This is a genomic window from Geobacter hydrogenophilus (assembly GCF_018501225.1).
Taxonomy (GTDB): Bacteria; Desulfobacterota; Desulfuromonadia; order Geobacterales; family Geobacteraceae; genus Geobacter; species Geobacter hydrogenophilus.
Genome location: NZ_JAHCZI010000002.1, coordinates 51,010 through 76,984 on the forward strand (window position 1 = coordinate 51,010; position 25,975 = coordinate 76,984).

The 25,975-nt window shown below is 55.1% G+C and carries 24 protein-coding genes; 14 read left to right on the forward strand and 10 right to left on the reverse strand.

Translation table 11 applies throughout. The features are described 5' to 3' along the window. Positions 1 to 8 precede the first annotated feature (8 nt). Both prsK and prsR read left to right on the forward strand, forming a co-directional pair. Complete coding sequence (gene prsK, locus KI811_RS03785) at positions 9 to 2,063, forward strand: XrtA/PEP-CTERM system histidine kinase PrsK (RefSeq protein ID WP_214185168.1); 2,055 nt, start codon at positions 9 to 11, stop codon at positions 2,061 to 2,063. A gap of 44 nt (positions 2,064 to 2,107) precedes the next feature. Then, on the forward strand, positions 2,108 to 3,475 hold the full coding sequence (gene prsR / locus KI811_RS03790) for a PEP-CTERM-box response regulator transcription factor (protein WP_214185169.1): 1,368 nt from the start codon (positions 2,108 to 2,110) through the stop codon (positions 3,473 to 3,475). Between the two features lie 51 nt (positions 3,476 to 3,526). On the opposite strand, the gene KI811_RS03795 is transcribed toward prsR, so the two are convergent. From KI811_RS03795 to KI811_RS03805, 3 genes are all read right to left on the reverse strand, one after another. Continuing rightward, on the reverse strand, positions 3,527 to 5,794 hold the full coding sequence (locus KI811_RS03795; protein ID WP_214185170.1) for a GAF domain-containing protein: 2,268 nt from the start codon (positions 5,792 to 5,794) through the stop codon (positions 3,527 to 3,529). A 210-nt stretch (positions 5,795 to 6,004) separates the two neighbouring features. Beyond that, positions 6,005 to 6,409 carry a tetratricopeptide repeat protein gene (locus tag KI811_RS03800; protein ID WP_246551343.1) on the reverse strand — a complete coding sequence of 135 codons (405 nt, stop codon included), beginning with the start codon at positions 6,407 to 6,409 and terminating at the stop codon, positions 6,005 to 6,007. Between the two features lie 119 nt (positions 6,410 to 6,528). Continuing rightward, complete coding sequence (locus tag KI811_RS03805; RefSeq protein WP_214185172.1) at positions 6,529 to 7,857, reverse strand: GGDEF domain-containing protein; 1,329 nt, start codon at positions 7,855 to 7,857, stop codon at positions 6,529 to 6,531. Positions 7,858 to 8,034: 177 nt separating this feature from the next. On the opposite strand from KI811_RS03805, the gene nadC reads away from it, so the two are divergent. The 8 genes from nadC (at position 8,035) to KI811_RS03845 (ending at position 16,504) form a co-directional block, all read left to right on the forward strand. Continuing rightward, positions 8,035 to 8,865 carry a carboxylating nicotinate-nucleotide diphosphorylase gene (gene nadC, locus KI811_RS03810; RefSeq protein ID WP_214185173.1) on the forward strand — a complete coding sequence of 277 codons (831 nt, stop codon included), beginning with the start codon at positions 8,035 to 8,037 and terminating at the stop codon, positions 8,863 to 8,865. Then, on the forward strand, positions 8,862 to 9,878 hold the full coding sequence (locus tag KI811_RS03815) for a biotin--[acetyl-CoA-carboxylase] ligase (RefSeq protein ID WP_214185174.1): 1,017 nt from the start codon (positions 8,862 to 8,864) through the stop codon (positions 9,876 to 9,878). Before nadC ends, KI811_RS03815 begins: the two co-directional genes overlap by 4 nt. Before the next feature lie 35 nt (positions 9,879 to 9,913). Further along, positions 9,914 to 10,681, forward strand: coding sequence for a type III pantothenate kinase (locus tag KI811_RS03820; protein WP_214185175.1), 768 nt, complete (start codon positions 9,914 to 9,916; stop codon positions 10,679 to 10,681). 65 nt (positions 10,682 to 10,746) lie between these two features. Next, positions 10,747 to 12,840, forward strand: a complete 2,094-nt coding sequence (gene fusA, locus KI811_RS03825; RefSeq protein ID WP_214185176.1) for an elongation factor G — start codon at positions 10,747 to 10,749, stop codon at positions 12,838 to 12,840. Positions 12,841 to 12,869: 29 nt separating this feature from the next. Further along, on the forward strand, positions 12,870 to 13,982 hold the full coding sequence (locus tag KI811_RS03830; RefSeq protein ID WP_214185177.1) for an SPOR domain-containing protein: 1,113 nt from the start codon (positions 12,870 to 12,872) through the stop codon (positions 13,980 to 13,982). A gap of 91 nt (positions 13,983 to 14,073) precedes the next feature. Continuing rightward, positions 14,074 to 14,877, forward strand: coding sequence for a hypothetical protein (locus KI811_RS03835; protein WP_214185178.1), 804 nt, complete (start codon positions 14,074 to 14,076; stop codon positions 14,875 to 14,877). Positions 14,878 to 14,890: 13 nt separating this feature from the next. Further along, positions 14,891 to 15,766, forward strand: a complete 876-nt coding sequence (locus tag KI811_RS03840) for a GTP-binding protein (RefSeq protein WP_214185179.1) — start codon at positions 14,891 to 14,893, stop codon at positions 15,764 to 15,766. A gap of 60 nt (positions 15,767 to 15,826) precedes the next feature. Beyond that, complete coding sequence (locus KI811_RS03845; RefSeq protein WP_214185180.1) at positions 15,827 to 16,504, forward strand: MgtC/SapB family protein; 678 nt, start codon at positions 15,827 to 15,829, stop codon at positions 16,502 to 16,504. A gap of 43 nt (positions 16,505 to 16,547) precedes the next feature. On the opposite strand, the gene KI811_RS03850 is transcribed toward KI811_RS03845, so the two are convergent. Beyond that, positions 16,548 to 17,138 carry a methyltransferase family protein gene (locus KI811_RS03850; RefSeq protein ID WP_214185181.1) on the reverse strand — a complete coding sequence of 197 codons (591 nt, stop codon included), beginning with the start codon at positions 17,136 to 17,138 and terminating at the stop codon, positions 16,548 to 16,550. Positions 17,139 to 17,265: 127 nt separating this feature from the next. Between KI811_RS03850 and KI811_RS03855 the strand changes: the two genes are divergently transcribed. Next, on the forward strand, positions 17,266 to 18,087 hold the full coding sequence (locus tag KI811_RS03855) for a cytidylate kinase family protein (RefSeq protein ID WP_214185182.1): 822 nt from the start codon (positions 17,266 to 17,268) through the stop codon (positions 18,085 to 18,087). A gap of 117 nt (positions 18,088 to 18,204) precedes the next feature. Here the strand turns inward: KI811_RS03855 and KI811_RS03860 are convergent, their stop codons facing one another. Then, positions 18,205 to 18,411 carry a hypothetical protein gene (locus KI811_RS03860; RefSeq protein ID WP_214185183.1) on the reverse strand — a complete coding sequence of 69 codons (207 nt, stop codon included), beginning with the start codon at positions 18,409 to 18,411 and terminating at the stop codon, positions 18,205 to 18,207. Between the two features lie 11 nt (positions 18,412 to 18,422). Further along, positions 18,423 to 19,304, reverse strand: a complete 882-nt coding sequence (locus tag KI811_RS03865; RefSeq protein ID WP_214185184.1) for a PHP domain-containing protein — start codon at positions 19,302 to 19,304, stop codon at positions 18,423 to 18,425. Between the two features lie 201 nt (positions 19,305 to 19,505). Between KI811_RS03865 and KI811_RS03870 the strand changes: the two genes are divergently transcribed. From KI811_RS03870 to KI811_RS03880, 3 genes are all read left to right on the forward strand, one after another. Continuing rightward, positions 19,506 to 19,736, forward strand: coding sequence for a hypothetical protein (locus tag KI811_RS03870; RefSeq protein ID WP_214185185.1), 231 nt, complete (start codon positions 19,506 to 19,508; stop codon positions 19,734 to 19,736). Beyond that, positions 19,733 to 20,389: an endonuclease III domain-containing protein gene (locus KI811_RS03875; RefSeq protein WP_214185186.1), complete on the forward strand. Its 657-nt coding sequence runs from the start codon at positions 19,733 to 19,735 to the stop codon at positions 20,387 to 20,389. Before KI811_RS03870 ends, KI811_RS03875 begins: the two co-directional genes overlap by 4 nt. A gap of 111 nt (positions 20,390 to 20,500) precedes the next feature. Next, positions 20,501 to 21,367 (forward strand): NAD(P)-dependent oxidoreductase, encoded by an 867-nt coding sequence (locus KI811_RS03880; protein ID WP_004511872.1) that lies wholly within the window; start codon positions 20,501 to 20,503, stop codon positions 21,365 to 21,367. Between the two features lie 40 nt (positions 21,368 to 21,407). Here the strand turns inward: KI811_RS03880 and rlmD are convergent, their stop codons facing one another. Genes rlmD through KI811_RS03900 form a run of 4 tightly spaced genes read right to left on the reverse strand, consistent with a single transcriptional unit; the run spans position 21,408 to position 25,974 of the window. Continuing rightward, positions 21,408 to 22,910 (reverse strand): 23S rRNA (uracil(1939)-C(5))-methyltransferase RlmD, encoded by a 1,503-nt coding sequence (gene rlmD / locus KI811_RS03885; RefSeq protein WP_246551345.1) that lies wholly within the window; start codon positions 22,908 to 22,910, stop codon positions 21,408 to 21,410. Positions 22,911 to 22,950: 40 nt separating this feature from the next. Beyond that, positions 22,951 to 23,472, reverse strand: a complete 522-nt coding sequence (locus KI811_RS03890; RefSeq protein WP_214185188.1) for a protein-tyrosine phosphatase family protein — start codon at positions 23,470 to 23,472, stop codon at positions 22,951 to 22,953. Further along, positions 23,447 to 24,865, reverse strand: coding sequence for a glycosyltransferase family 2 protein (locus tag KI811_RS03895; RefSeq protein WP_214185189.1), 1,419 nt, complete (start codon positions 24,863 to 24,865; stop codon positions 23,447 to 23,449). The genes KI811_RS03890 and KI811_RS03895 overlap by 26 nt, the downstream gene beginning before the upstream one ends. Beyond that, the gene (locus KI811_RS03900) at positions 24,865 to 25,974 is read right to left on the reverse strand and encodes a HEAT repeat domain-containing protein (protein WP_214185190.1); all 1,110 of its coding nucleotides are present in this window, start codon (positions 25,972 to 25,974) and stop codon (positions 24,865 to 24,867) included. Before KI811_RS03900 ends, KI811_RS03895 begins: the two co-directional genes overlap by 1 nt. Between the last annotated feature and the right edge of the window lies 1 nt (position 25,975).

A 25,975-nucleotide genomic window follows, 5' to 3' on the forward strand; every position in this document is an offset into this window, starting at 1 on the left:
GGTAACGAATGATTCAAATCGTCCTTTCATCGATAGCTCTGATCCTGGCTGCGGTCTACGTTTCCAGTACGATCTGGCGGAGCGGGCGCACCATCGCCGCTTACATGTCGGTGGCGGCCATTGCTGTCTCGGCGTCCGTTGAATTCTGCGATCTGGCCTCAGTGGCAGGGTACCTCGGCGATCCGCTCGACTGGAAGCGTTACAGCCTCATTGCCGAAGGGGTTGTGCCGGCGGCGTGGCTTGCCTTCAGCCTCACCCATGCCCGCGCCGTGGGGGTTCGGTTTGTCCCGGTTGCCCAGAGGATCCTCTTGACGGCAAGCCTGGTATTTCCCGCTTCCGTCCTTGCACTCCCGCGTTCATCGTTTTTCTACTCGCCCGACTTCGATTCTGAACGGATACTTTTTCTCTCAAACGCCGGATATGTCTTCTACTGCGGGCTCCTGGTCTACGTTGTGATCTCGCTTATCAATCTGGAGGCCACTTTCAGTAACGCTTCGCTTTCGTCGCGGTGGAAGATCAAGTTCGATTTCATCGGTACGGGAAGTTTCCTGGCCGTGCTTATATTTTATTACAGTCAGGGACTTCTCTACCGGACCATAAACATGAATCTGATGCCGCTACGGTCCCTGGTCTTCATCCTTGCCCTGGTGATGATGCTCTATTCTCTGCTGGTTCGCGGCAACGGGGTCAGGATCGCCGTCTCCAAAAGCATGGCGTACAAATCAGTGGTCCTCTTTGCGGTGGGTCTCTACCTGGTAGCTTTGGGGATTATGGGGGAGGGACTCCGGTATTTTGGGGAGGGACACCAGAAGACACTGGCTCTGGGTGTGGCGTTTGTCGTCGGTATCTGCCTCCTGGTGGTTCTCCTTTCAGAGACTGCAAAGCGCAAGATCAAGGTCTTTCTCCACAAGAATTTCTACCAGAGCAAGTACGATTATCGTACCCAGTGGCTCCAGTTCACCGATCGCCTGGCATCGGCACGGCAGGGGGAGGAATTGATGGCTGCCATTCTTTCGGGCTACTGCGCGATATTCGCCATGGGGTGCGGCGGACTTTTCGTTCGCAATTCCGATAGCAATGAGTTCAACTGGGTGGCCGGCCACGAACTCCCTGGCACCGCCGTCGTTCTGAGTCCGGATGATCCGGTCCTGACCCCCATGATCGAACGGTCATGGGTTATCAATCTGCGGGAGGACGCACCTGTGCGCCTTCCCGAGCAGGAAACCTATTTCACCGCCAATGGTATCCAGTTTCTGGTGCCGCTTTTTGGCCCCGACAGGTTGGAGGCCGTTCTGGTCCTCGGCAGGCCCGTTAACAAGAATGAGCAGTATCTTTACGAGGACTACGACCTGATGAAGACCCTTGCCCGCCAGGCGGCATCGGCGCTTATGAACTACCGTCTTTCCGAACAACTGGCCCGTTCGAGGGAACTGGAAGTCATGGGACGGGTTTCGGCCTTCATTATCCACGACCTCAAGAATTTGGTCTACACGCTGTCGCTGACAGTGGACAACGGCCGAGAGCATATTGCCGACCCCGAGTTTCAGGATGACTTGCTCGACACCCTGTCGAACACCGTCAACCGGATGAAAGTCCTGATTTCGCGGCTCAAGAACCTCCCGGAGAAACGGTCGCTGGAGCTTGAGCGGGTTGACCTCCATCGTCTTGCCGTCGACACGGCTGCCATGGTGCCGGGCAGTGGAGTGATTTCTGTCTCCGGCGCCGATACGCCGGCAGAAGCCGACCGTGAGGAGATTCAGAAGGTGGTGATGAATCTCTTAGTCAATGCCTTAGAGGCAACTGACGGCAAGGGCCCCGTGAGGGTAGAGGTCGGCAGCGGCAGTGCTCCCTTTATCCAGGTAAGCGATGGCGGCTGCGGGATACCGGAAGATTTCCTACGGACACAGCTCTTTTCGCCCTTCAAGACCACCAAGAAAAAGGGCCTCGGCATCGGGCTGTATCAGTGCCGGCAGATCGTGGAAGCCCATGGCGGTCGAATAGACGTGGAGAGCACCGTGGGGGTCGGGACGGTCTTCACCGTATGGCTTAACAGCGGAGTTTAGGGGCCGGCGCTCGGAATAACCGTAAATAAATAGAGGTGCAATTGATGGAAAAGCTTCTCATAGTTGATGATAACGAAGATATCCGTCGCCAACTCAGATGGGGGATTGGGAAGGAGTATTCCCTTCATCTGGCCGCCGATGGCACGGAGGCGCTGGAACTCTTCCGCAAGCACCGCCCCCAGGTCGTTACTCTCGATCTGGGGCTCCCTCCCCATGAGGACAGTTCAGAAGAGGGGTTTCACTGCCTCGGAGAGATGCTTCGCATCGCCCCCGACGCAAAGGTGATCGTCATAACCGGCAACGAGGGGAAGGAGAACGCCGTGAAGGCGGTGCAGATGGGGGCCTATGACTTTTACCAGAAGCCCATCGATCTGAATGAGCTCAAGGTTATCATCAAGCGGGCTTTTCACCTGCAGACCCTTGAGGATGAGAACCGTCGCCTGCAGAGCGCCCTTGGGGGGAGCGGTCCGGATGTAAAAGGGATAATCGGCCAGTGTGCCGAAATGCAGCAGGTGTTCTCAACGATCAGGAAGGTTGCCACTTCTGACATCTCGGTTCTTATCCACGGCGAGAGTGGCACCGGCAAGGAGCTTGTGGCTCGCGCCATCCATACTCAGAGTCTGCGCAAGGACGGTCCGTTCATTCCCATCAACTGCGGCGCAATCCCTGAAAATCTTCTTGAGTCCGAGTTGTTCGGGCATGAGAAAGGCGCGTTCACGGGAGCAATGGCCCGGGTTCAGGGGAAGGTGGAGTATGCCCACAAGGGGACACTCTTCCTGGATGAAATCGGTGAGCTTCCCCTCAACCTTCAGGTCAAGCTCCTTCGTTTCCTACAGGAAAAAGCCATTCAACGGGTTGGGGGGAGGGAGGATATCTCCATTGACTCCCGGATCATAGCGGCCACCAATGTCGATATCGTTCGCGCCATGGAAGAGGGGAGGTTTCGGGAAGACCTCTATTACCGGATCGGGGTGGTAACTGTCACGCTTCCTCCCCTCAGGAACCGAGGCGACGATGTTATGCTTTTAGCCAATTTCTTCCTGAAGCGGTGCGTCAATGAGTTCAAAAAGAAGATAAAAGGTTTTAGTGAAACATCCCGTGAATACATTGAAAATTATGGTTGGCCGGGGAACGTGCGCGAATTGGAAAACAAGGTTCAGCGGGCAGTGCTCATGGCATCGGGGGCAGTAATCGAGCCCGACGACCTGGGCTTCACCGAGCGACCATCGGCACGAAAAGCAGGCATTGGTGAGGTGACAACCCTGCGTGAAGCCAGGGAACAGGTTGAGCGGGAGATGATCAGGGGGGCTATTACCAATAGCAAGGGGAATATTGCCAAGGCTGCGGAAGAGTTGGGAATCAGCAGGCCAACACTCTATGATCTCATGAGGAAGCACGGCATTAACGCATGATTGGTGACTGGCGCGGCGGAACGGCCGTCCACTGGTCTATCTTGCTCCGTGCTACCCCACACCCTGGCCAACGACGAAATCCAACGCCTCCACCACCTTCGGGTCGTAGAGCGTCCCCGCATGCGTGCGAACTTCTGCAAGGGCATCGGCCGTGGCCATTCGGGGACGGTACGGCCGTTCCGACGTCATGGCGCAAAAGGCGTCCACAACCGACAGGATCCGTGAGATGAGCGGAATCTCGTCTCCCTTGAGTCCGTCGGGATAACCTGTCCCGTCATATCGTTCATGGTGGTGGAGAATCCCCCGCTTGATCTCTTCGGAGAATTCGAATGAATCCAGGAGCCCCACCGTTGTGTAAGGGTGAATCTTGAGGGTGTGTTCTTCCGAGGGGAGGAGTTTTCCCTTCTTGTTCAGGATGCTCTCTTCGAGGAGCACAAGCCCCAGGTCGTAGAGAACCGACGCAAAGAGTATCGACCTTCGTTCCTCTTCTCCGAGTCCGATTTGAGCAGCGATTCCCATGGCAATGTCGGGGAGGCGGGGATCTTTCTTGTGGTATTTCTTTTCGGCAGTGATGAGGCTGTCGAACGAGGTCATCAGTTGCCGAAATTCGTCCCCCTGGTGATCCCCCCCGTGGACCCGACCCATGAAGTAGGCAACCCGTTCGCACATCGCCTGGGCCAGATCGAAGTCCCGACCGGTGAAAGGACTGGCTGAGCGTTTGTTATTGAGGTTCAGGACACCGATGACCTTGCCGCCCACCTTGAGGGGGAGCGAAATGAGCGATTTGCTGTTGTATTGGGGAACGCTCTTTCTCCCAAAACGGGGATCCTGCTCGATATCTTCGATAAAGAGCGGCTCACCCTCAAGGGCGACCCACCCGGCGATCCGGTCTCCCATCCGCACGCGGGTCTGCTTGATCATGTGATCGTCAAGGCCTCTCGCGCCCTTGATCATGAGATCGCCCGTCATGTCGTCGCAGAGCATCACGGAGCACATGTTCACATCGAGAACCTCGGCAATGAACTCCAGGAACATATCGAGGGTTGTATTGACGACGGCGTCTACCTTCTGCCGGGCGCTCTTTGGTATGATAAGAGAAACCAGGAGACCCGTGGCAGTGTTCTCGGCGACCAGATCCCAGCGATGAATGTCCACTACCTTGCGGGCCAGGTAGAGTTTAAGTTTTTCGTCGGGGGAATCGGTCTGAAACATATGATTTGAACTGAAGAGGTAAGGGGTGATGCTGTCGGGCAGTCTGCGCGGAAGTTCTATGGATACGTGAATGTCATCGTTCTCCCGGGCGGAAATGAGAACCACGTCGCCCCGTTCCAGAAAGTAGCTCAACCCTTCAAGAATATTGAGGAAAAACTGAACTATTCTGATTCGGTCGCCGACTACATCTGAAAGTCCATCACCTATCTCCACGTCAATGCTGATGTCTTTGCGGGCAAAGAGGGTTTTGATGTTCTTTGAGCCGCACACTTCATTCAGTACCTCCCTGAGGCTTACCAGGGTCTTGTTGATGAGCATCGTCTCGTCTTCAAAGCGGAGGAAGTCAAGCTGGTTTTCAACGATGCCGATCAGTTTGTCCGTCTCGCCGGAGATGATGTCGAAAAACTCTTCCTGTTCGCGCCGCGAGAGGCGTTCGGACTGTCTCAGGTAGTAAACGGAACCCTTGATGGAGTTGAGGGGGGTACGCAATTCGTGGGACACCCGGGTGATGAATTCGGTCTTTACCACGTCGCTTTCGATGAGCTTGCGGTTGATCCCTTCCTGTTCCGCGGCCTTGAAGCGGAGTTGGCCGACGAGTATGGCATTCTCCATGGCAATAGCTGCCTGGTTGGCAATGATTTTGATGAGGGAGAACTCGTCTTCGTTGAAGGGGGCTCCGTCTGCCTTGTCGTTGATGTTGAGGACGCCAAGGAGCCGGTTCTTGCTTATGATGGGGCATGATGCGAAGGAGTTGGTCCGGTAGCGGTCACGGGTTATCCCCTTGAACCGCGGCTCGTTGGCCAGATCTTCAACAAGCACGGGAGTGCGGTTCTTTGCCACAACCCCGGCAATTCCTTCGCCGATCTTTGCCCGGTAGGTTCTTACAAGATTGAGATCTATGCCGCGCCCCGCCAGAATGTAGAGTTCATCCCGCTCGTTGACGAGCATGAGAGACCCCTTCTCGGCCCTTGTGTAGTTGATGGCCAGGTCGAGCATGAGGTTGGCGATTGCACTCAGATTGTCCGTGGCAACCAAAGCATTCGATATTTCCTGCAGTATGGAGAACTTCTTTTCGAACAGCCGGAGATCGTCTGGTACGGAGGTCATGTGAACGCCTATTCCCGCGAGGGGTATCTTTTTTCAATAGTGCTGAAAGAAGAACGGGTCACGTAATGGTACGCAACAAAAGTGCCAGAATTTTGTGCTAATATTTCAGTGTATTTTCAAGGGGTTTTATTGTTGTAGGGGGGTGTGGAGACTTTTCTGTAAAGTTTTTTGAATTTTGGCCAGTAATTGTGTCGGTTAATTTAACAAGTATTAGGGTTTGACCTTCTTCTCCAGTTGCAGGTCCAGGTTTTTTATCTTCTCGATATTAAGTCTCATTTCCTTGTTTTCGCGAGTCAGAGAGAGGTTCAGGTCCCTAAGGCTCTTTATCTGACGACGGAGTTCCGTTGTTGATTGGAGGTGACGCGGCAGGACGGCGAGTAAGTCGGTAAGTGATGACGACTGGGTTGCCCAGGGGCTGACCGGATACTCTTTCTGAAGTCGGTCGAGGTATTTTACTGCATTGGCTAAATCTTCCCGATCCAGATCCGATGGCATGGACAGGAGAGCAAGACGAAAAAGGGCTTCGTCGGTGATCCCCCGCACTCCTGGTGCCGCCACGACCTCCTCAAGGAGGACTTCGGCCTTTTCCGAGTTTCCCCTTTCAATGAATTTCACCGCTTGCTCGAGCTTGTCTTGTTGTGCGGAGCGCAGACGTTGACCTTCCAGGGACTTCTGGACGGTGGTGCAGGCGGAGAGGCAAGCCGTAACCAGAATTATGATGATCATGCGTGAAGTCATCGGGGATTCCTGCGTCGGTTGATCAGGTAGTTGCTGCCGGGAGATTTTTTCAGTAGATCCTTGATATCGGCCGCTGCCTTGGCTATCTGCACCGCCGAGGTGAACTCTCCCTGTTGACTGATAACGACGGCCACAGAGATGCTCATGATGGGGAAGGTGCGGGAAACCCCGTAGCGGTCGACACCTTCAATGGAGCCACGGGCCAGATCTTCTGCCGAATAATGGTTCAGGATGAAGTTGTCAAACCTGTTGATGACCGCTTCAGAGAGGGGGCCCCCCCGCTCGGCCGCCACGACCATTACGAAATCATCGCCCCCCACATGGCCGACGAAAGCATTGCCACCGGCAAGTTCCCGAACTGTATCGTGGATCAGTTCTGCAGTCAATTTAATTACTTCGCTAGCCTTGATGTAACCGTAATGGTCGTTGTAGGCCTTGAAATTATCGAGATCGGCATAGCAGACCGCAAAGGGTTCACCGGATTGGAGAAGTTTGTTCAGCACTCGCTCGATGGCAATGTTGCCGGGGAGTCGAGTCAGCGGACTTGCGTCGAGGCTGATCTGCTCCAGTTCCTTCAATTTTTTCCCCATGCGTGAGAAATCCTCTGCCAGGGCACCAATTTCGTCACCGATGGGGATTTGGGGATCGTAATCGAAATCTCCTTCTGCTATCCGGTGCATTCCCTTTTTGAGTTTTCTTATGGAGGTGGATATGGAGTGTACGTTGAGTGCCGCTACGGTAATGGCAAGAATAAAGCCTGAAAATGCCAGGAAGAGGGTTAATTTTACCGTGTCGGCCTCGCGCCGGTCGGCTTCCGCAAGTTTTTTCCCAAGGAGCTTTTGCCGGGAGGAGGAAAGATCTTCGATCAGGCTTACGACGGCGTCGGCCTCCTTTTGGGCGGGCAAGGGTTCAGTGTTGCTGGCGGCGAAGGCGCGTTCAATTTCCTTCCGGTAAGCATCGTAGCTGGTAACTAGGGAGCGGAAGAGGCTGTTGTTGTCCCGCTGGCCAATTTCGCCGAGAATTGCCAGAAATTCAGACTGGCGCTGACTGTAGAGGAGTTTGAATTCGTCGCTCTTGAGGATTGCATATTTCCCCGCGATACGTTCTTGGGCCAGCATTGATTCCCGGAGACGATTCGCGGAATCGATTATAAAAAGGTCGGTTTTCGCTATTTCCTTTGCGGTACGATTGAGGGAATAAAGCCCCATTACCGAAAAGGCAAGGGCCGTCGTGGTCAGAAAGAGCATCGCGACGTAGCTGGCGATGAGTTTCTGGATAAGGGTGAAGCGGGTGCGGGGTCGAAGGGGTTTTGTTGAGTCGCTCATTCAGTTTTTCCTCGAAAACGCTCTATTGTAGTTCAGTGATTGGGTCAAGTCAACAATACGACACAACACGACTCTGGAAATGCACGGGCGGGAAGCCCGAGCCGCGCCCTCTTTGCGGTTGCGGCTTCCCGTCTCCTGTGTTATATAGAGGCTTAATTTTTCTGATGCGGAGAGCCCATGACCGGCATAGACAAGATCATCGAAAACGCCCTCATGGAGGATATCCATACCGGGGATATCACGACTCTGGCGGTGGTTCCCGGGAGCCGTCCGGCCCGCGCCCGTCTCATCGCCAAGGAACCTCTGATTTTGGCTGGCATTGACGTGGCGGCCCGGGTCTTCACGTTCCTTGACACCTCGGTCCGTTTCGAGGCGCGACATGGGGACGGAGCGCGGCTTGCTGCCGGTGATCTGATTGCCGAGCTTACCGGCGACTCCGCTCTCCTCCTTCAGGGTGAGCGGGTGGCTCTCAATCTGCTTCAGCGCATGTGCGGCACCGCGACCCTTACGGCCAGGTATGTGGAGGCCGTGGCGGGAACACGGGCTCGCATCGTTGATACGCGGAAGACAACTCCGGGGCTCCGGGTTCTGGAGAAATACGCCGTTCGGGTTGGCGGGGGAATAAATCACCGCACCGGCCTCTATGACGGTGTCCTCATCAAGGAGAACCACATCGCCGCCGCGGGCGGCATCAGCCGGGCCGTAAGTCGTGCACGGTCATACATTCCCCACACCCTGAAAATCGAGGTGGAGACCGAAACCATCGCGGAGGTGACCGAAGCACTCGAGGCCGGTGCCGACATCATCATGCTCGACAATATGGATCTGCCGACCATGGCCGAGGCGGTGGCCCTCATTGGCGGCCGTGCCCTGGTGGAGGCCTCGGGGGGAGTAAACCTCGAAACAGTCAGAGGAATTGCCGAGTCTGGTGTTGACATCATTTCCGTGGGGGCACTTACCCATTCTGCCCGAGCCATGGACATCTCGATGCTTCTGGAGGCTGAGTGAGCGGAGAGTTGCCACGCCCCGACGCAATCGGCAGCAAGGAGATCGACCGGAAGATTCTGGAAATCTTCAGGAGCCGTGACGGGGGCGTTGTTTCCGGCGAGGAATTGAGCCGGTCTCTGGATGTATCACGCACGGCTGTATGGAAACATATCAAGACCCTTAATGGGCTCGGCTACCGCATCGAGGCAGTCCCCTCCCGGGGGTATCGTCTCGTATCAACTCCCGATATCCTCACCCCCGCAGAACTGTCGGTCGGACTTAACGTCGCCAGGATCGGCACATCTCTTGTTTTTGTCGGCGAAACTGACTCAACTAACACCCTTGCCTATCGTCTTGCCGAAGATGGTGCCGTCGAAGGAACCGTGGTCATCGCCGACGCCCAGAACCGTGGCAGGGGGCGGCTCGGGAGGCAGTGGGAGTCGCCCGCCGGGGTGAATCTCTATTGTTCCATTGTTCTTCGCCCGCCCATAATGCCGCTTCACGCGCCCCAGCTCACCTTCCTGTCGGCCGTTGCAGTGGCAGAGGCCATTGAGCGTTCTGCCGGACTTGCACCCGTCATCAAGTGGCCCAATGATGTACTCGTGAACGGCTTCAAGGTTGCCGGCATGCTCAACGAGATGAGCGCCGAAACCGAACGGATCGATTTCCTTGTCCTCGGCATCGGGGTGAATATCAACATGCAGCGCGATCAGTTTCCGGCCGATCTGCGCCATCCCGCAAGCTCCCTTGCCATTGAGGCGGGGCATGAGGTCTCCAGACTCTCATTTACCCGCGCGCTTCTCGAGTCTCTTGATGTGCATTACTCACAGTACCGTGCAGAGGGTTACGCTCCGCTCCGTCAGGCATGGCTTGGCCGGAGCGCCGTCATGGGACGAAGGGTTCGGGTAAGCGGCAATCAGGGTGATATGGCGGGGACTGTCGAGGGGATTGACGAGATCGGCGCTCTGTTGCTGAGAACCGCAGATGGCACCCTTGAGCGGGTTCTGGCAGGGGATGTGACAATTGAAGAGTGAGGTGGCGCCGTGTTTTCTGCTCTGGAGGTAAATCCATGCTTCTCGTCATAGACGTGGGCAACACGAATATCGTTCTCGGCATCTATGACGGTCAGAGGCTTGTGCGTGACTGGCGCATATCCACCGACAAGGCCAAAACGTCCGACGAGTACGGCATCCTGATCCGTGAGCTTTTCCGTAGCGCCGGCATCGATTTCAAGGATGTGAAAGCCATTATTATTTCTTCGGTGGTGCCGACCCTGTCCGGAGTTCTGGAACGGCTTTCCCAGAGCTACTTCGGCTACAGTCCAGTTGTGGTTGGGCCGGGGATCAGGACCGGCATGCCGATCCAGTACGACAATCCCAAGGAGGTGGGGGCGGACCGGATTGTAAATGCGGTGGCAGGCTACGAGAAGTACAAGACGTCTCTGATCATCGTCGATTTTGGCACCGCCACCACCTTCGATTACGTGAACCGCAAGGGAGAATACTGCGGCGGCGCCATCGCCCCTGGGCTTGTCATATCGATGGAGGCCCTGTTCCAGAGGGCGAGCAAGCTTCCCCGCGTCGACATCGTGAAGCCTCCGGCAGTCATTGCCCGCAATACGGTCAATTCCATGCAGGCCGGCATCTTTTATGGTTATGTGGGGCTTGTGGACGAGATCGTGACCAGGATGAGAGCAGAGAGCAAGGACACTCCACGGATCATCGCTACGGGGGGGCTTGCCGGGCTGATCGCCCCTGAGTCAAAAACCATCGAGGCGGTGGAGGAGTACCTCACGTTGGAGGGACTGCGGATACTGTACGAACGAAACAGGGAGTGAGATGACGAGATAGCGCGGAAGTCAAAAGGTCGATAGACCTATACCTTATCATCACGGGAGGATGTATGGGCAAGTATGATACCGCAAAGCTGAGAAACCTCGGAATTGTCGCCCACGGCGGCGCAGGCAAGACCTCTCTCACCGAAGCCATACTCTTCACCACGGGGATGATTGACCGTCTCGGCCGGGTCGACGACGGCACGTCCACCATGGATTTCGAGCCCGAGGAGATCAAGCGGAAGATCACAATCTCGTCCTCCCTTGACCACTGTGAATGGAATGACTACTCGCTTCACATTGTCGATACCCCCGGCTATGGAAACTTTATCGCCGACACGCGCGCCTGCATGCGTGCCTTGGGCGGATGCATCGTTATCCTTTCGGCCATCTCCGGCGTAAAGGTCCAGACCGAGGAGGTCTGGGAGTGGGCCAACGAGTTCGAGTTGCCCCGCATCGCCTTCGTTAACAAGATGGACCGCGAATACGCCAACTTCCTTCGGGCCATCGACGACATGGAGAAGTCTCTCAAGGCCCGTGGCGTGGCGGTCCAGATGCCTCTGGGCGCAGCTGAAACCTTCGAGGGGATCATTGATCTCATCGACATGAAGGCATACCGCTATGCCAAGGATGGTTCCGGCACATTCACGGAGGAGGAGATTCCCGCTGGGGAGCGGGACGAGGCCCAGCGCCTCCGCGATATCCTCGTGGAAACCGTTGCAGAGGCATACGATGCCCTGACCGAGAAGTACCTTGAAACCGGCGAACTTTCCCGGGAAGAGATTTTGGACGGCCTGCGGATCGGGACGCTCCGTTATACCTTTACGCCGGTTTTTTGCGGTTCCGCCACCATGAACATCGGCGTTCATCACCTCCTTGATTACATCTGCCACTGTCTCCCGTCTCCCCTTGACCGGGGTGCGGTGGTCGGTACCAATCCCAAAAGCGGCGAAATGGCGGAACGCAAGCCCGACGAAACGGAACCCTTCTCTGCCCTCGTCTTCAAGACCACGTCGGATCCCTACACCGGCAAAATATCCATTTTCCGGGTCTACTCGGGTACCCTGAACTCCGACTCGACCATCTACAACCCGGTCCGCGACTGCGAGGAGCGGATCGGCCAGATCTACGAACTGGAGGGGAAGAAGCAGAAGTCTATCAAACAGGCCGTTGCCGGCGATATCGTGGCCGTGGCCAAGCTTAAGGAAACCCTTACCGGCGATACCCTCTGCGACAAGGACAAGCCGATCATCTTCGAGCCGGCCAATCCGCTCCAGCCGGTCATTTCCTACGCCATCCAGCCCAAGACGAAAAACGATGAAGACAAGATTCATGGTGCTCTCCAGAAGCTTATGGAAGAGGATCAGACCATTCAGGTCCGGCGTGACGAGAAGACCCACGAGCTGATCCTCTCGGGCATGGGGCAGGTGCACCTGGAGGTGACCATCGAGAAGCTGAAGCGCAAGTTCAATGTCGATGTGGAGATGAAGACCCAGAAGGTGCCCTATCTGGAAACCTTCAAGGCACAGGTGAAGGCCCAGGGAAAATACAAGAAACAGTCGGGGGGAAGAGGACAGTACGGCGACTGCTGGGTTGAGTTCGCTCCCCTGCAGCGTGGTGAGGGATTTCAGTTTGAGGACAAGATCGTCGGTGGCGTCATCCCGCGCCAGTACATCCCGGCGGTTGAGAAGGGGATCTTCGAGGCTTCCCAAGACGGTTTCCTGGCCGGCTATCCCTTGGTGGATTTCAAGGCCGCCGTCTATGACGGATCGTTCCACACCGTGGATTCATCCGAAATGGCCTTCAAGGTCGCCGGTTCCCTGGCGTTCAAAAAGGCCATGGAAACGGCTAAGGTGGTACTCCTTGAGCCGATGATGAATATGAAGATCACGGTTCCCGAAGAGACCATGGGTGACGTGATCGGAGACCTTAACTCCCGACGCGGCAAGGTGGTCGGCGTCGAACCCAAGGCCAATTCACAGATCATCAGGTCCGTGGTTCCCATGGCCGAGGTGCTTTCCTATGCCAACGACCTGAAATCCATGACCAGCGACCGGGGGCTTTTCACCATGGAATTTTCCCACTACGAAGAGGTGCCAAGTCATTTGGCCCAGAAGGTCATCGCCGAATCGGCCAAGGCCAATGAGAAGAATAACCACTGACCACGGCACTAACAGGAGGAACGCATCAGATGAACATCGAATTCGATCAGGAACCCGGAGATAAATCATCAAAGGGTGGGGGGAGCAGTACCCGTCTCCTCCTGTTGGTGCTACTGCTTCTTGTGGCGGTATTCGGCTACCTTTTCTATTTCACTGATCTTATAAAGCCTCGCCAGGAAGTCCAGGCTCCGGCACCGGTTCAGACGAGCCAGGTCAAACAGCCGATTCCGCCGAGACCTGCGGAGCAGGCCGCTGGGGCCGCTCCCGTCGAGCCGGCTAAACCCGCGGCAGTCACCCCTCCTGCTGCGGGTCAACCGGAGCCCGCGAAGGTGGCCCAAGAGCAGAAGTCACCGGAAAAGGCGAAGGCCGAGCCTCCGGCACCGGTTAAATCGGCTGCTCCCCCGGCAAAGAAAGAGCAGCCGAAACCAGCTGAACCTGCCAAATCCCCTGCGGCAAAGAAGGAACAACCGAAACCTGCCGAACAGGCGAAGGCCCCTGTGGAGGCTAAACAGAAGGCTCTTCAGGCCAAGGCGGATGACAAACAACAGACTGCTGCATCTTCCAAGGAGACGAAACATGCCGCTCCTGTTAAGCCGAAGACTGTCGCTGCCAAGAAAGTGGCGAAGAAGGCGGCAACCGGAGTCAAGGCGTCCTCAATCAAGGCTTCCGCTGTGTCGGCGGCAGGTGAGTATACTCTGCGGATCGGTGAATACGTCGTGCCATCGGCCATGGAAAAGGACAATGCCAAGGTTCGGTCAGCAGGGCTTACGCCGGTTGTGAAAGAGGGGAACAAGAAGAAGGAGCCGATGATCAGACTGTTGTTCGGCGAGTTCGCCGATCAGGAAACGGCTCGCAAGGAACTTCAGAAGCTTCGTGACGCCACGGTTGAAGGGTTTATCCTCAACGAGGGAGGCAAATACCGCGTCTATGCCGGATCCTACTTTGTGAAAGCGCGTGCAACGCAAGAGCAGCAGCGTCTGGAAGCACTCGGCTATAAACTTACCCTCAGGAAAGCGAACGTTTCCGTGCCGGTCCTTCTCCTGACCGCAGGCAAGTACGGCAGCCGAGAAGAAGCGCTCAAGGACGTGTCGCGTCTGAAGAAAAAGGGACTTTCCGCGGCAGTGATTGCAAATGTAAAGTAGTGGAGCAGATTCCCTGAAAGTAACGCTGAAAATATCTCCACGGGCTGCCGCTTTCCTTGCCGGCGGCGCATCGCGCGGGGAAAAGCTGCGGGTGATCGGGGGAGAGGTGGAACTCTCTCCCCCGGACCTGACCACAGTTCTCTTTGTTCTGGCCCACGACCCGGACGGAGAGGTCAGTGCCGGAGCACGCAGGTGTCTCGCGGAGCTGCCGGAAGGCGTGCTCCGCGAGGCCGTTTCAACTCCATCCCTTCATCCAAGGATACTTGACGGCATAGCCCGTCTCTATCTCCGGAACCGGGAAATTGCATCGCTGATAGTCTCACACCCCCACTGCCCCGAAGAAACCAGGCTGTTTCTTGCCGAACGGGGCATTGAAGTGCCTCATCGCACCGCATCGTCCCCCCACGGCACCGAAGAAGAGGCTGCCCAGGAGTTTCCCGAAGCTGGCGAGGGAGAGGTCGACGAAGAGAGCGAGGCGTTCCGCGGAAAGTACCAGCTGGCCCAGGTCATGGGGGTGTCCGACAAAATCAAGATTGCCCAGACAGGCGACAAGGAGTGGCGGATGATCCTTATCCGTGATTCCAACAAGCTCGTGTCGGGAACCGTCATCAAGAACCCCCGGATTACCGAGCAGGAAGTTTTGACAATCTGCAAGTCGTCGATCCAGAATGACGAAATTCTCCGTGTCATCTGCGCCAACAAGGAATGGATCAAAAACTACCAGATACGCAAGGCGCTTGTGGAAAACAACAAAACGCCGCTTCCGTCGGCGTTGCGCTTCCTGGCGACCCTGACTGAGAAGGACTTGGCCCATCTGGCCAAGAGCAAGAGCGTCTCGTCGGTGCTCTCGACCCAGGCGCGGAAGCTGCTTCTCAGCAAGAAAAAGGACAAATAGGAGGACGGCCGCAATGGCCCTGTTTAACAGAACGAAGCGTGAGATCAACGCAAAGATCGTTTACTTCGGACCCCCACTTGCCGGTAAGGCCACGACACTTCAGTTCATCCACCGGAAGTTGAAGCCGGAATGCCGCGGTCCCGTGAAAACGATGGGGGGGCAGTCGGACCGGATGCTCTTCTTCGATTTCATGCCCCCCGAACTGGGAGAGGTTAACGATTACCGGGTCCGCTTCCATCTCTACACGGTTCAAGGAGAAGTGACCAATCGCTCCACCTGGAAGACCGTTCTCAAGGGGGCCGACGGCATAGTATTCGTTGCCGACGCATCGCCGGAATCAGCCGCGGTTACCCGGGAGAGCATGGAAAACCTGAGGGAGTGCCTGAGAAGCTATGGGCAGGATTTGGAGAAGCTTCCCTGTGTGATACAGTGCAACAAGAGCGACCTGCCCGATGCCCTCGCCACCGAAGAGATGGCGCAACAGGTCGATTCTGCGGGGCTCCCCGTGATTAGATCTGCTTCCAGAACAGGCGAGGGTATCCTCCAGGTTCTCTCCACGGTGGTGAAAGGAGTCATGAATGCGCTCCGGGACCAGGAGTCGGTGGGGAGTGTGACAGCGGACTCTTCAGTGGTGCTGAAAGGAGTGGGATCAGAGGATGAGCATGCGCCGGTGGAGAGAGGCGAGGAGATGGCTGCCGGTCCCCCCGATTTAACGGAGAGAGTCGATACTCCCCCCAGTGCAGCTGGGCCGACCCTTGCCATGGGGGGGGCGGTAACGGTAACGGCGGACGGCATTCTGCAGGTACCTCTCACTGTTGGTTGCGGTGGGACCGAAAGGGGATTTGTCCTCACAATAAAGCTAACCCCTGACGCGTCCGTGGTTGCATGAATATCGAACTATTTTCTTACTCCCCACGGCTCTCGGTCATTTCCTCGGACAGGTGAAGTGATGGAATTCAACCTCTACATGATTGGCCGTCTTCTCCTGGCATCGCTCCTCGGAGGGCTCATCGGCCTTGAGCGCGAGATTCACGGTCGTCCGGCCGGTTTCAGGACGCATCTTCTCGTGTCCTTGGGTTCGTGCCTTTTTGTGGTCGCGTCCATCGAATTTTATCGGCTTTACGGTAATTTTTCCGGTGTCGGCCCAATTGGCGTCGATCCTGGTCGGGTTGCCGCCCAGGTCGTGACCGGTATAGGATTTTTGGGGGCAGGTGCCATCCTTCGCGAGGGGTCGTCCATCCGCGGTCTCACCACGGCGGCATGCCTCTGGATTGCCGCTGCCATTGGCCTTTCGTGCGGGGCGGGCCTCTACACCGTTTCTTTGGCCGTTACGGCAATTTCACTGATAACCCTGCTTCTCCTGAAGAGGGTCGAAAGCGTTTTGAAGCGTGATTCCTACTACTCCGTCAAGGTCTGGAGTGATGATATAAAGGGATTATCAGACCAGATTGAACAGGTCCTGAAGACTGGGGGACTGGAGATTCTGGATGTTAATGTGGAAAAAGATATTGATTCTGCACGCATGTACTTTGAATTTGATGTGAAGTTCAGTTCGCGCGGTGCCAAAGGTGGCATCGTGGAATCCCTCGTCTCCGTTGATGGCGTGAGGAAAGTGCGTCTCGATTGAAGTTGCATCTACCTCTGCTTGGCGGATTTTTTCATGTCCGCTGTCACTCGCCTGATAACCATGGCATCTCCCTTTTTGCCGGAATGAACATCGGTACATTTTTCTGATAGTTCCGATACGTTTCGCCGTATTCGGCAACCAGCCTGCGCTCTTCTATTCGTGCCCCAATTACGAAATATACCGCTGAGAAAACGGTCAGCAGCAACCATTTGAGGGTCATTACCGGGTTGAGAGCCAGAAAGACGACCGACAGGGAGTAAAGCGGATGTCGTACCCTTGCGTAGCATCCGGTGATCACTAACCGCTTGCTGCCGGAAGTGCCGCGCAGCTGACTCAGCCCGAGCAAGTCGTCAATGCCGGTCTGGGCCGCGCACCGGGCAAGGAGAACGATGAAGACAAGTTGAATAAGGTAAAAAATGAGGCTCCCCATGCCTGGCACAATATAAACAACCGGTGAAAAGTGCCATGCAGACAGTGCCCAGGCGAACGTCACGAGGGCAACTAGGTTGTATGCGAGCCGGTAGAAGCGCCCAAGACGCGGGAATACATCCCCCATGCGTCTTTGAAGTTCGGGAAGTGCAAGGATCGAGTGCATCAGGGCGAAAACAAACAAACGGGCAACGAAATCAGCCATATGGCTCCTTGGTGAAAACTCCGTGAAACAGCGTCATTGATGCTCATGGTACCATACAAATTACCCCCTTGTATACGTACCCATGACATGGTAATATCGAGCACTTTTTTGCACTACCGGGGGTACTATGGCAATTATCACTATTTCAAGAGAGATGGGAACCGGCGCCTACCAGATAGCTCGCGAGGTGGCGAAACGGCTGAAACATACACTTGTTGACGGTGCAAAGATTGCGGAGCTTGCCCCCCAGTATGGCCTTGACCGGGAAATACTCAATCGGGTTGATGAAAAACCGCCAGTGTATATCACCGCCGAGGACAGGCTCCAGGCAGCCCATCTGAACACCATCGAGATTATCATGCTCGACTGTGCCCGCAAGGGGAATGTGATTCTCTACGGGAGGGGTTCGCAGGATCTTCTTGCCGATGTTGAAAATATCCTCCGGCTTCGTTTTGTGGCACCCTTCGAGGATCGGGTGGAAAGCCTTTCGGAGCGGGAATGGATTGACCCGGAGTTGGCCCGGGTACTCATCCGCAAGAGCGATCATCAGCGGGGTGGTTTCATACATTTTTACTTTAACCGCGACTGGAACGATACCTTGGGGTATGACCTTATATTCAATACCTCGCGCATGTCTCAGGGGGCGATTGTCGAAAGCATTGTTGCCGCCGCCAAGGATCCTCGATTGAAAAACGGCGAAGAGAAGACACGTGAGATCGTCGACGATATCGTCCTGTGCAAAAAAATAGAGACTGAACTCTTTCGTTCAAGCACCATCGAGAATCTTCACTTCAAGATCAGCGCACAAAAGGACGTAGTCCGTCTCGCCGGCCACGTTTATTCCGATGGCGAGAGGGAAGACGTTCTTCGTATTGTTGCGGGAGTTAAGGGGGTCACGAGCATAGATGATGACCTGCAGGTGGTAAGTTACAAGCCTTACAAGGAGTGATGTGTCTGGTGATGCTGGTGATGCTTTCAGTAGCAAGATAGAATAGGCAATCGGAGATACGTAAAAGGACCCTCGCATGTGCATGCCGGGTCCTTTTTTTATCGTGAGAGATTGTTATCAGGGTGTTTCTTCGGTTGGCGGCTCGACGAGCCTGATGCTGATGCGGCGGATCAGGTGCTCAATCTGCGTCAGTTTTTCCTCGTACTGCCGGAGATAGTAGCTGCGCCGGTCGTTGTCATAGAAGGTTATACCGTCACGCAGCATGGCAATTCTCGTCCGTGCCACCTCTCGCATCATTTCCAGGGTTTCCCGCGCGTCGGCCATATCGGATTCTTTCAGGTACGGTTTCCCGGTGGAGTGATCCTCCGTGATTCCGCCAGGTTTTTTACTGCTTCCGCGAGCCGATGTGAAACCGCGAGCCCGCCTCGACCAGTACCAATTTCCACATCATCCTCAAATCCGTGAAAGTCTGAGCCGCCGGTCATGAGAAGACCGAATTCCCTGCACAAAAATTCCAGGAACAGCATGTCGTCCTTGTAGCACATGTTGTTGAACACTTCAATGCCGTCAAGACCTAGTGCGACAAGGTCGGATACGATTCCGCGGAGCACCTGCCGGTCGTCGCTGACGGTCAGCGGGTGAGCCAGAACCGCGACACCTCCGGTCCTCCTGATTTCCGTGATGGCGTCCCCGGCGGGAATATAGTGTTTCGGGACATTGCATGGGATGAGATACCTGCGGAATGCGTCATCCATATCCCTGGCGTAGCCGCGTTCAATGAGCATCCTGCCGATGTGGGGTCTGCCGACTGCGCCTTCCGCCAGATTGAGCACATCATCGTAGGAGAGGGGCGACTTCCGCCCATCAGTGAGCCGTTTGTTTATCTTGTCGACGATGGCCCGTCCCCTGATCTCACGGTTTGTCCTGAATTCCGCAAGCATGTGCACGAGACGGGGATCGCGGTGATCAAGGTGATAACCGAGGATGTGCATATCGCGATAACGGCCGTGTTCGACCGAAAGTTCCACGGCGGGAACCACCTCCACGCCCATGCGAGCGCCGGCGACCAGCGCTTCGTCGATGCCATCCACCGTGTCGTGGTCGGCGATGGCGATGGCGACCAGGCCCCGTTCGGCCGCCATCTTGACCAAGTCTGCCGGGGGGTGGATGCCATCGGAATAGTTTGAGTGAACATGGAGATCGATTGTTGTCATCATTCGTTCTTCTCTGTGATGGGGTTATCAGAGAATAAACCATGCCCCCCTGTCGATTGCAAGCGGAAGCATACTATTTCGTTTGCAATAAGGAGATAGCGGTTGCCATGACTTGGCGCTTTCGGTAGTATTTTCTGCTACAGCGGATGCTTCAGGAGCATTTTTCAGCAACATCCGCTGAACACCACTGGAGAGGATTTAATCATGGCAAAAAATCAAGGGCTCGCCCTGGGAATCGCAGCAATGGCACTCTATATAATCGGGGGCATACTTACCTTCATCGGACTTTATCTGATCGTATTCATGCCCGGCAGTGATGTCCTCGGATGGGGCGAAGGGCGGAGTCTCGGTTATCTCTTCTTCTGCGTGGGTATCAGCCTCTCCGTCATGGGGGTCCTGTTCATGCGCATATTCAGGAACCGGGGCCTGTCGTGAAAGACAGCGATATCCGCGATGTGATGGCTTTACTGGCGGAGGCTGTGAAATCATGGCCGTCTCCCGCAGTTACCATCGTCTCGCAGCGGGAGGGAAATCCCTTCAAGGTGTTAGTCTCCTGCATCCTTTCACTCCGTACCCAGGACAGGACCACCGGTCCGGCATCGGAACGACTCTTTGGCCTGGCCGATACCCCGGAGAAGATGCTTTCCCTCTCCAGGGATGAGATCGAAGAGGCCATTTACCCGGTGGGATTTTATCGAAACAAGGCAACCCAGATTCTCGACATCTGCAGAACCCTCGCGGATAAATACGGCGGACAGGTCCCCAGTGATCTGGATGAACTGCTGACTTTCAAGGGGGTAGGGCGCAAGACAGCGAACCTGGTTCTGACTCTTGGTTTCGGCAAACCGGCCATTTGTGTCGATACCCATGTCCACCGCATTTGTAACCGGTGGGGATACACCAGCACGAAGACGCCGGCGGAGACGGAGTTTGCGCTTCGCGCCAAGCTTCCCAAGAAGTACTGGCCCGTCATCAACGATTATCTCGTCACTTTCGGTCAGAACCAGTGTACACCTGTTTCGCCTCGCTGCTCCACCTGCGTTCTCGTTCCTTTCTGTGGCAGGGTAGGCGTGACAAAATCGCGCTAAAGCAAACAGCGTTATTTTTTTAAACTCTTCTATTGTACAAGAGGCAAACACATTGTACTATTAACACCGTTCGGAGATGTGATTACTTACTGTAAATTCAGGAGGCATGCAATGTTGAAAAATGTCGGTTTCTTGGGTCTGGGTACCGTCGGCCGGCACATGGCCATCAATCTTCTCAAGGGAAGCTACACTCTTACGGTTTACGACTCGGATCCCGAAGTCGTTGCAGAACTTGTCAAGCAGGGAGCCCTCGGAGCCGGAACGCCGCGGGAGGCTGCCAAGGGGCAAGATATCGTCATCTACATCCGTCCCGAGAAGGAGCGGCTGAAGCCCGACATTTACGGGGAAGACGGCATTTTCGCAGGAATCGATCCCGGCACGATCCTCGTCGACATGGGAACCCATTCCCTTGAGAGTACGAAGGAAATGGCCGAAGAGGCCGCAAAGCACCGGGTCATGTTCCTTGATGCTCCGGTCTGGGGAACCAAGGAGCACGCAGCCAACGGGCTCCTCACCATTCTCGCCGGCGGAGATCCGTCGCTCCTCGGTCGGTGCCGTGAGCTCTTTTCGTTCTTCGGACTCAACATCATCCACGTTGGATCCATCGGTGACGCTACCCGGATGAAATTCGTCGTCAATCTCGTCCAGGCCGAGTTGATGGAAACCTTGGCCGAAGCCATTGTCTTTGGCGAGAAGATGGGGTTCAATGTTGACAAGATCCTTGAAGTCCTCGATTCCGGTGGCGTTGCCTCGCCCCTGTTCCACTCCAAGGGGCGCGTCATTGCCCGGGGTGACTTTACCCGTAATCTAGCCCTCAAGTACGTTCACGAACAGTTGGAACTGGTGCTCGAAAAGTCTCAGAAATTGGGACTGGATCTGCCGGCCGCCATGGTGGCGTGCAAGACTTATGAGCAGGGGGTCAAGGACGGCCGCGGCGAAGAGGACTTTTCCTCAGTGGTTAAGGTTCTGAGAAAATAGTTGTCAGGCACGATAGTCAGGTAGAGAGAGGGGCACCCGTTTAGGCGGATGCCCCTCTTCTTTTGTGCGTGAAATGTTGCCGGCCTTGGGGGGGCGTTGTTTTTCCGTGATCATCCCGGGCGCTACGGGCATCAACGAGAAGAGCCACATTTTCAATGTGAGGAGTTTGGGGGAACATGTCCACGGGCTGGATCTCCCGTGTCTGGTAGCCGAGTCCCGCGAGGATGTCAAGGTCGCGGGACAGGGTGGCGGGGGAGCAGGAGACATAGATCATCCGGCCCGGACCTGAGTCAGCAGCAGCCTCAAGCACACGGCGGTCGCACCCTTTGCGTGGCGGGTTAAAGATGATCACGTCGGGTTCAGTTCCTTCTTCTACTAAGTCTTCCAGAAGCTCTGCCGCATCACCCGCCTCGAAGGAGCAGTTGCGAATCCCGTTGAGGCGCGCGTTTCGTTCTGCATCGGCTACCGCCGCATCCACGTACTCGATGCCGTGAACCTCCTGTGCGCTGGGGGCCAGGAAGAGTGAAATCCCCCCGATGCCGCAATAGAGATCAACGACCATCTCCGTGCCGGTTAAGGCGCTCCATTCCCGGACTTTTTCGTAGATGATGCGGGCGCCACCGCTGTTCACCTGGAAAAACGAGCGGGGTGAGATGGAAAAGCGGACCCCGCCAAGCTCTTCAATGATGGCATGGTCCTTGGTCAGGAAATGGTCATGGGGGGCGAGGATGACATTTCCTTCGGAGGTGTTCACGTTCTGAACCGCCACATCCAGTTCGGGGACCACCTGCTTTACAAACTTGGCGAGATGATGAATCTCATTGTAACTTCTCTGGGCAGTGACGAAGACGGCCATGGCCCGGCCAGTGTGCTCGGAAACTCTCACCACAAGGTAGCGGAGGATGCCGGTGTCGGTGCGGGGATTGTAGACCGGCACCTTTCCCTTTCGTATTCCTTCCTTTACGGCAGCCACCACCCGATTGATGAGTGGATGGTGAAGGGGGCAGGCGCTGATGTCGACCACGTTGTGGCTGTTGCGCCGGTAGATGCCGATGATCGGAGATCTGAAGGTTCCCGCCACAACGAGCTTCGCGGAGTTTCGGTACTCCATGGGGCGGGGAGAGGGGATGACCTTGTTTATGGGGACTGCGCGCAGCGAGGCGTAGGGGCGAATCTCCTTTTCGACGAGGTTGTGTTTCAGGGTGAGCTGTGCCCCGTAGTTCATGGATATGAGGGGACAGTTGCTGCAGGCGGAGGTGGTGCATGCAGGAGACGCCATGCGGTCGGGGGCAGGGGAGAGTATGGTGATTGCCTCCCCGAACATGGTCCGCGGTCCGCTGTGGGTTACCCTGATGCTGACCGTTTCACCGGGGAGGGCACCTGCCACGAGGACTTTTTTCCCTTCGTGGGATGCCGTTCCGAATCCTTCATCGTCAAAACCGGTGATGGCGAGTGTTACCACTTGGCCGGTACGCAACGTTCGTTGGGCAGAGTTGCTACGATCTTTTCTCTTGCTTTCAGAGTGCTTGTTTTTGGTTGCCATTCGCCTATTAACGATGAGTTGCCATTTCCTGTCAAGGCATTTAGTGCTTTTGGACTGATGGTGGTTCTATTGGGGAAAGGCCTTCGGCAACGTAGTTCGCACGGTGCCGACCTAAGTAGCAATGAATATACAGCTTTTTCTGGTTGCTGGATACAAGGGCGATGATCTTGTCGCGCATCTTACGGTTTTGCTCGCTGTTGACCGGAATATAGCCCAGAGGGAAGAAATATACCTCAACTCCAAGATGTTGAGCATTTTCTGCTTCTCGCTCGGCAAGCGCCTTTTCCTGGGGGAGAGAAGTGTCGAGCAGGCTGATGACGGTTTGAACGCCGCTTCTTTTCAGGGCTTTCATCTCATCAAGATGCGGATAGGGGCCAACGAGAATCCGGTCGTTATAGCTTCTCATCTTTGCTCGAGCGAGATAAACCGGCGGAAGATATGGCTCGAAGTAATCGAAGTTGCTCAGGACCGTGACTATCAGCGTGAATAGAAAAATTCCTACGAGGATAACGCGCGGCAGTAGGAAAAGTAATTTTTTAATTAGCTTCTTGAGGAATGTCATCTTTGATTTCCTGGCGGTGTGCCTTACCCCACTCCGTTTTCCAAAAGGTGAATGTGGCGATGAGCCGTTCAACAACAATAAGTTGACGATAACCGATGAATTCTATGAGCCCGAAGAAGGAAAGCTTGAGGAGGTCCCAGACACTGTGGTAGCGGCGGTAAATGAGGTTGTCGAGAAGGATGGAACCGATGTTTAGCCACGTACCCCATAGAACAGACAAAAGAAGGAAGAGCAGAGCGAAATCGCGGCTGATGTAGCCGAAGAAGAAAAAGAAGACGAAAGAAAAGTATCCGGCAAATTCTATGGTCGGCCCAAAAGCTTCCACAAGGAGGAAATAAGGAACACCAACCAGCCCGACTTTTCCGTAGCGCGGGTTAAGGGACATTCCTCTGCTGAAGCGGAGGCTGTCGATAAGCCCACGGTGCCAGCGGTTGCGCTGTTTGAGGAGTGAGCGATAGTCCGACGGGACCTGTGTCCAGCAGACCGGGTCGGGAACAAAGAGTATTTTGTAGCGGATCTTTTCTTTGTTGCAGTGCCGATGGAGCCGGACAACCAGGTCCATGTCCTCGCCGACGGACTTGCGATAGCCGCCGATTGCCTGAATCATGTCCTTGCGGAAAATGCCGAATGCGCCGGAAATAATAAGCAGGCTATTGAAGGCATTCCACGATGTTCTTCCGGTCAGAAATCCTCGAATGTATTCAACCGACTGGAAACACTCGAGGGCGCGCTTCGGTGCCCGTACGCTTGTAATTTTACCGTTTTCCACGGTGCAACCGTTGAGCACCCTGATAATTCCGCCAGTTGCTATCACTTCCCGGTCTTCGACGAAGAGTTTCGAGGCGCGGAGCAGGGCATCGCTTTCCAGGAGTGAATCGGCATCCATTGAGCAGAAGAGGGGATAACGGCTTGCATTGATGCCGACATTGAGGGCATCTGACTTCCCGCCATTTTCCTTGTCTATGAGAAAAAGGTTCGGATGACTAAGTGAGACGTACTGAGCCCTGATCGGTTCATGGTGAAGTTTGAGGCTGAGCGGACGTTCGATTTCCATCATGTCGAATTTCGCTATCATCAACGACAGGGTATCGTCCGTGGAACCGTCATTTATGACCACAATTTCGTATTCAGGGAAATTGAGCGTAAGGAGGTTGGACACTGAGGAGATTATGGTTTTTTCCTCGTTGAATGCCGGGACGAGAACACTGATGGGGCGATAAAAAACGCCAGTCGATAGTTCATCGATATATTGACTGCTCGCCACTGCCAACTGACCACGAATGTTGATCAGGGAGAGAAAGGTCAGAATGGTGTAGCTGCCGTTGAGAAAAAGGAAGTAAATGAAAATGATTACTTCCACGGCAATCACTAGGTAAATAACAAAATCGTACATTATCTGGATCCGCCCAATACATAATTGGATATGTCGCGAGCAAACCGGTCGTTGCGGGTGAGAGCGCGTCTGAGAGCCGCTTTTCCCGTTTCGCCCATCGTAAACAGGGTCTTGGCAGCATTTATTCTGACATGGTAGTTCTTGTCCCGCATGAGCTCTTCGAGGTGCGGGACGCAGCTTTCACTGCAGAGGCCGGCATTCCGTGAAGCAACCACCCTTACCCGCCAGTCCGGATCGCTGAGAGCAGACGTTATGATTTCGGCAAGCGCATCGGCCGACAATCCTCCCAGTGCCCGCAGGGTGGTGATCCGTATTTCAGTAATATCCTGGTAGCGATGGAATGCATCGACAATAAGAGGAACGGATGGGGTGTAACCCATCTTTCCGCATGACTCTATGATGTCTCTCTTAAGAAGGACGGGTACTGTCTCATTATTGAGAAAGCCAGAGAGCATGGAGACGGTTGGATCATCTCCGTGTTTGATACGGAATTCTTCAATCAGGTTGGTGAACAGGTACTCGTTGAATTTTGCCGACATGAAATTCGAATTGCTCAAAAAGCTGGTTATGAGCGGAAGGTCCTCTTCTTCGGCAACATAACTTGCAGCCCAGAGGGTTTTGGAAACGAGGCGCAGATCGGTTTCCGTTTCAAGAAGTTTCAGGTAAATCGGACGCAACTCCACAAGCTTCAGGAAACCAAGTCGTTCCAACGCCCGATACCGTTTCACCCATGAGCGGGAATTGTTGAGTCGTTCAAGCAGGTCGTCAACAATACCTCTCTCACGGAGTTCTGCACGAATCCGCTTGGCAGTCTTATGATCAACCTCTGCTATCTGGTCAATGGCGACGTCTGCCAAGGCGTCAATGGCAAGCGAGTCATTCGGAGTAGAGAGGTGTTCGTTTCGACCTTCAAGAAATGCCGGAAAAACAGTTTCGAATTTTTTGCGAAGTCTTGCGGATCGAGCCTCCCGCAACTCAATGTAGGTTTTGTGGACAACGAGGGTCACCAGCAGAACGATGGTCAATAATGCCAGCACGAGTATCGCCGTTACGAGAACCGCCCGGTATGTTGTCAATGGGCCGAATATCCAGGAAAAAATGTCAATCATC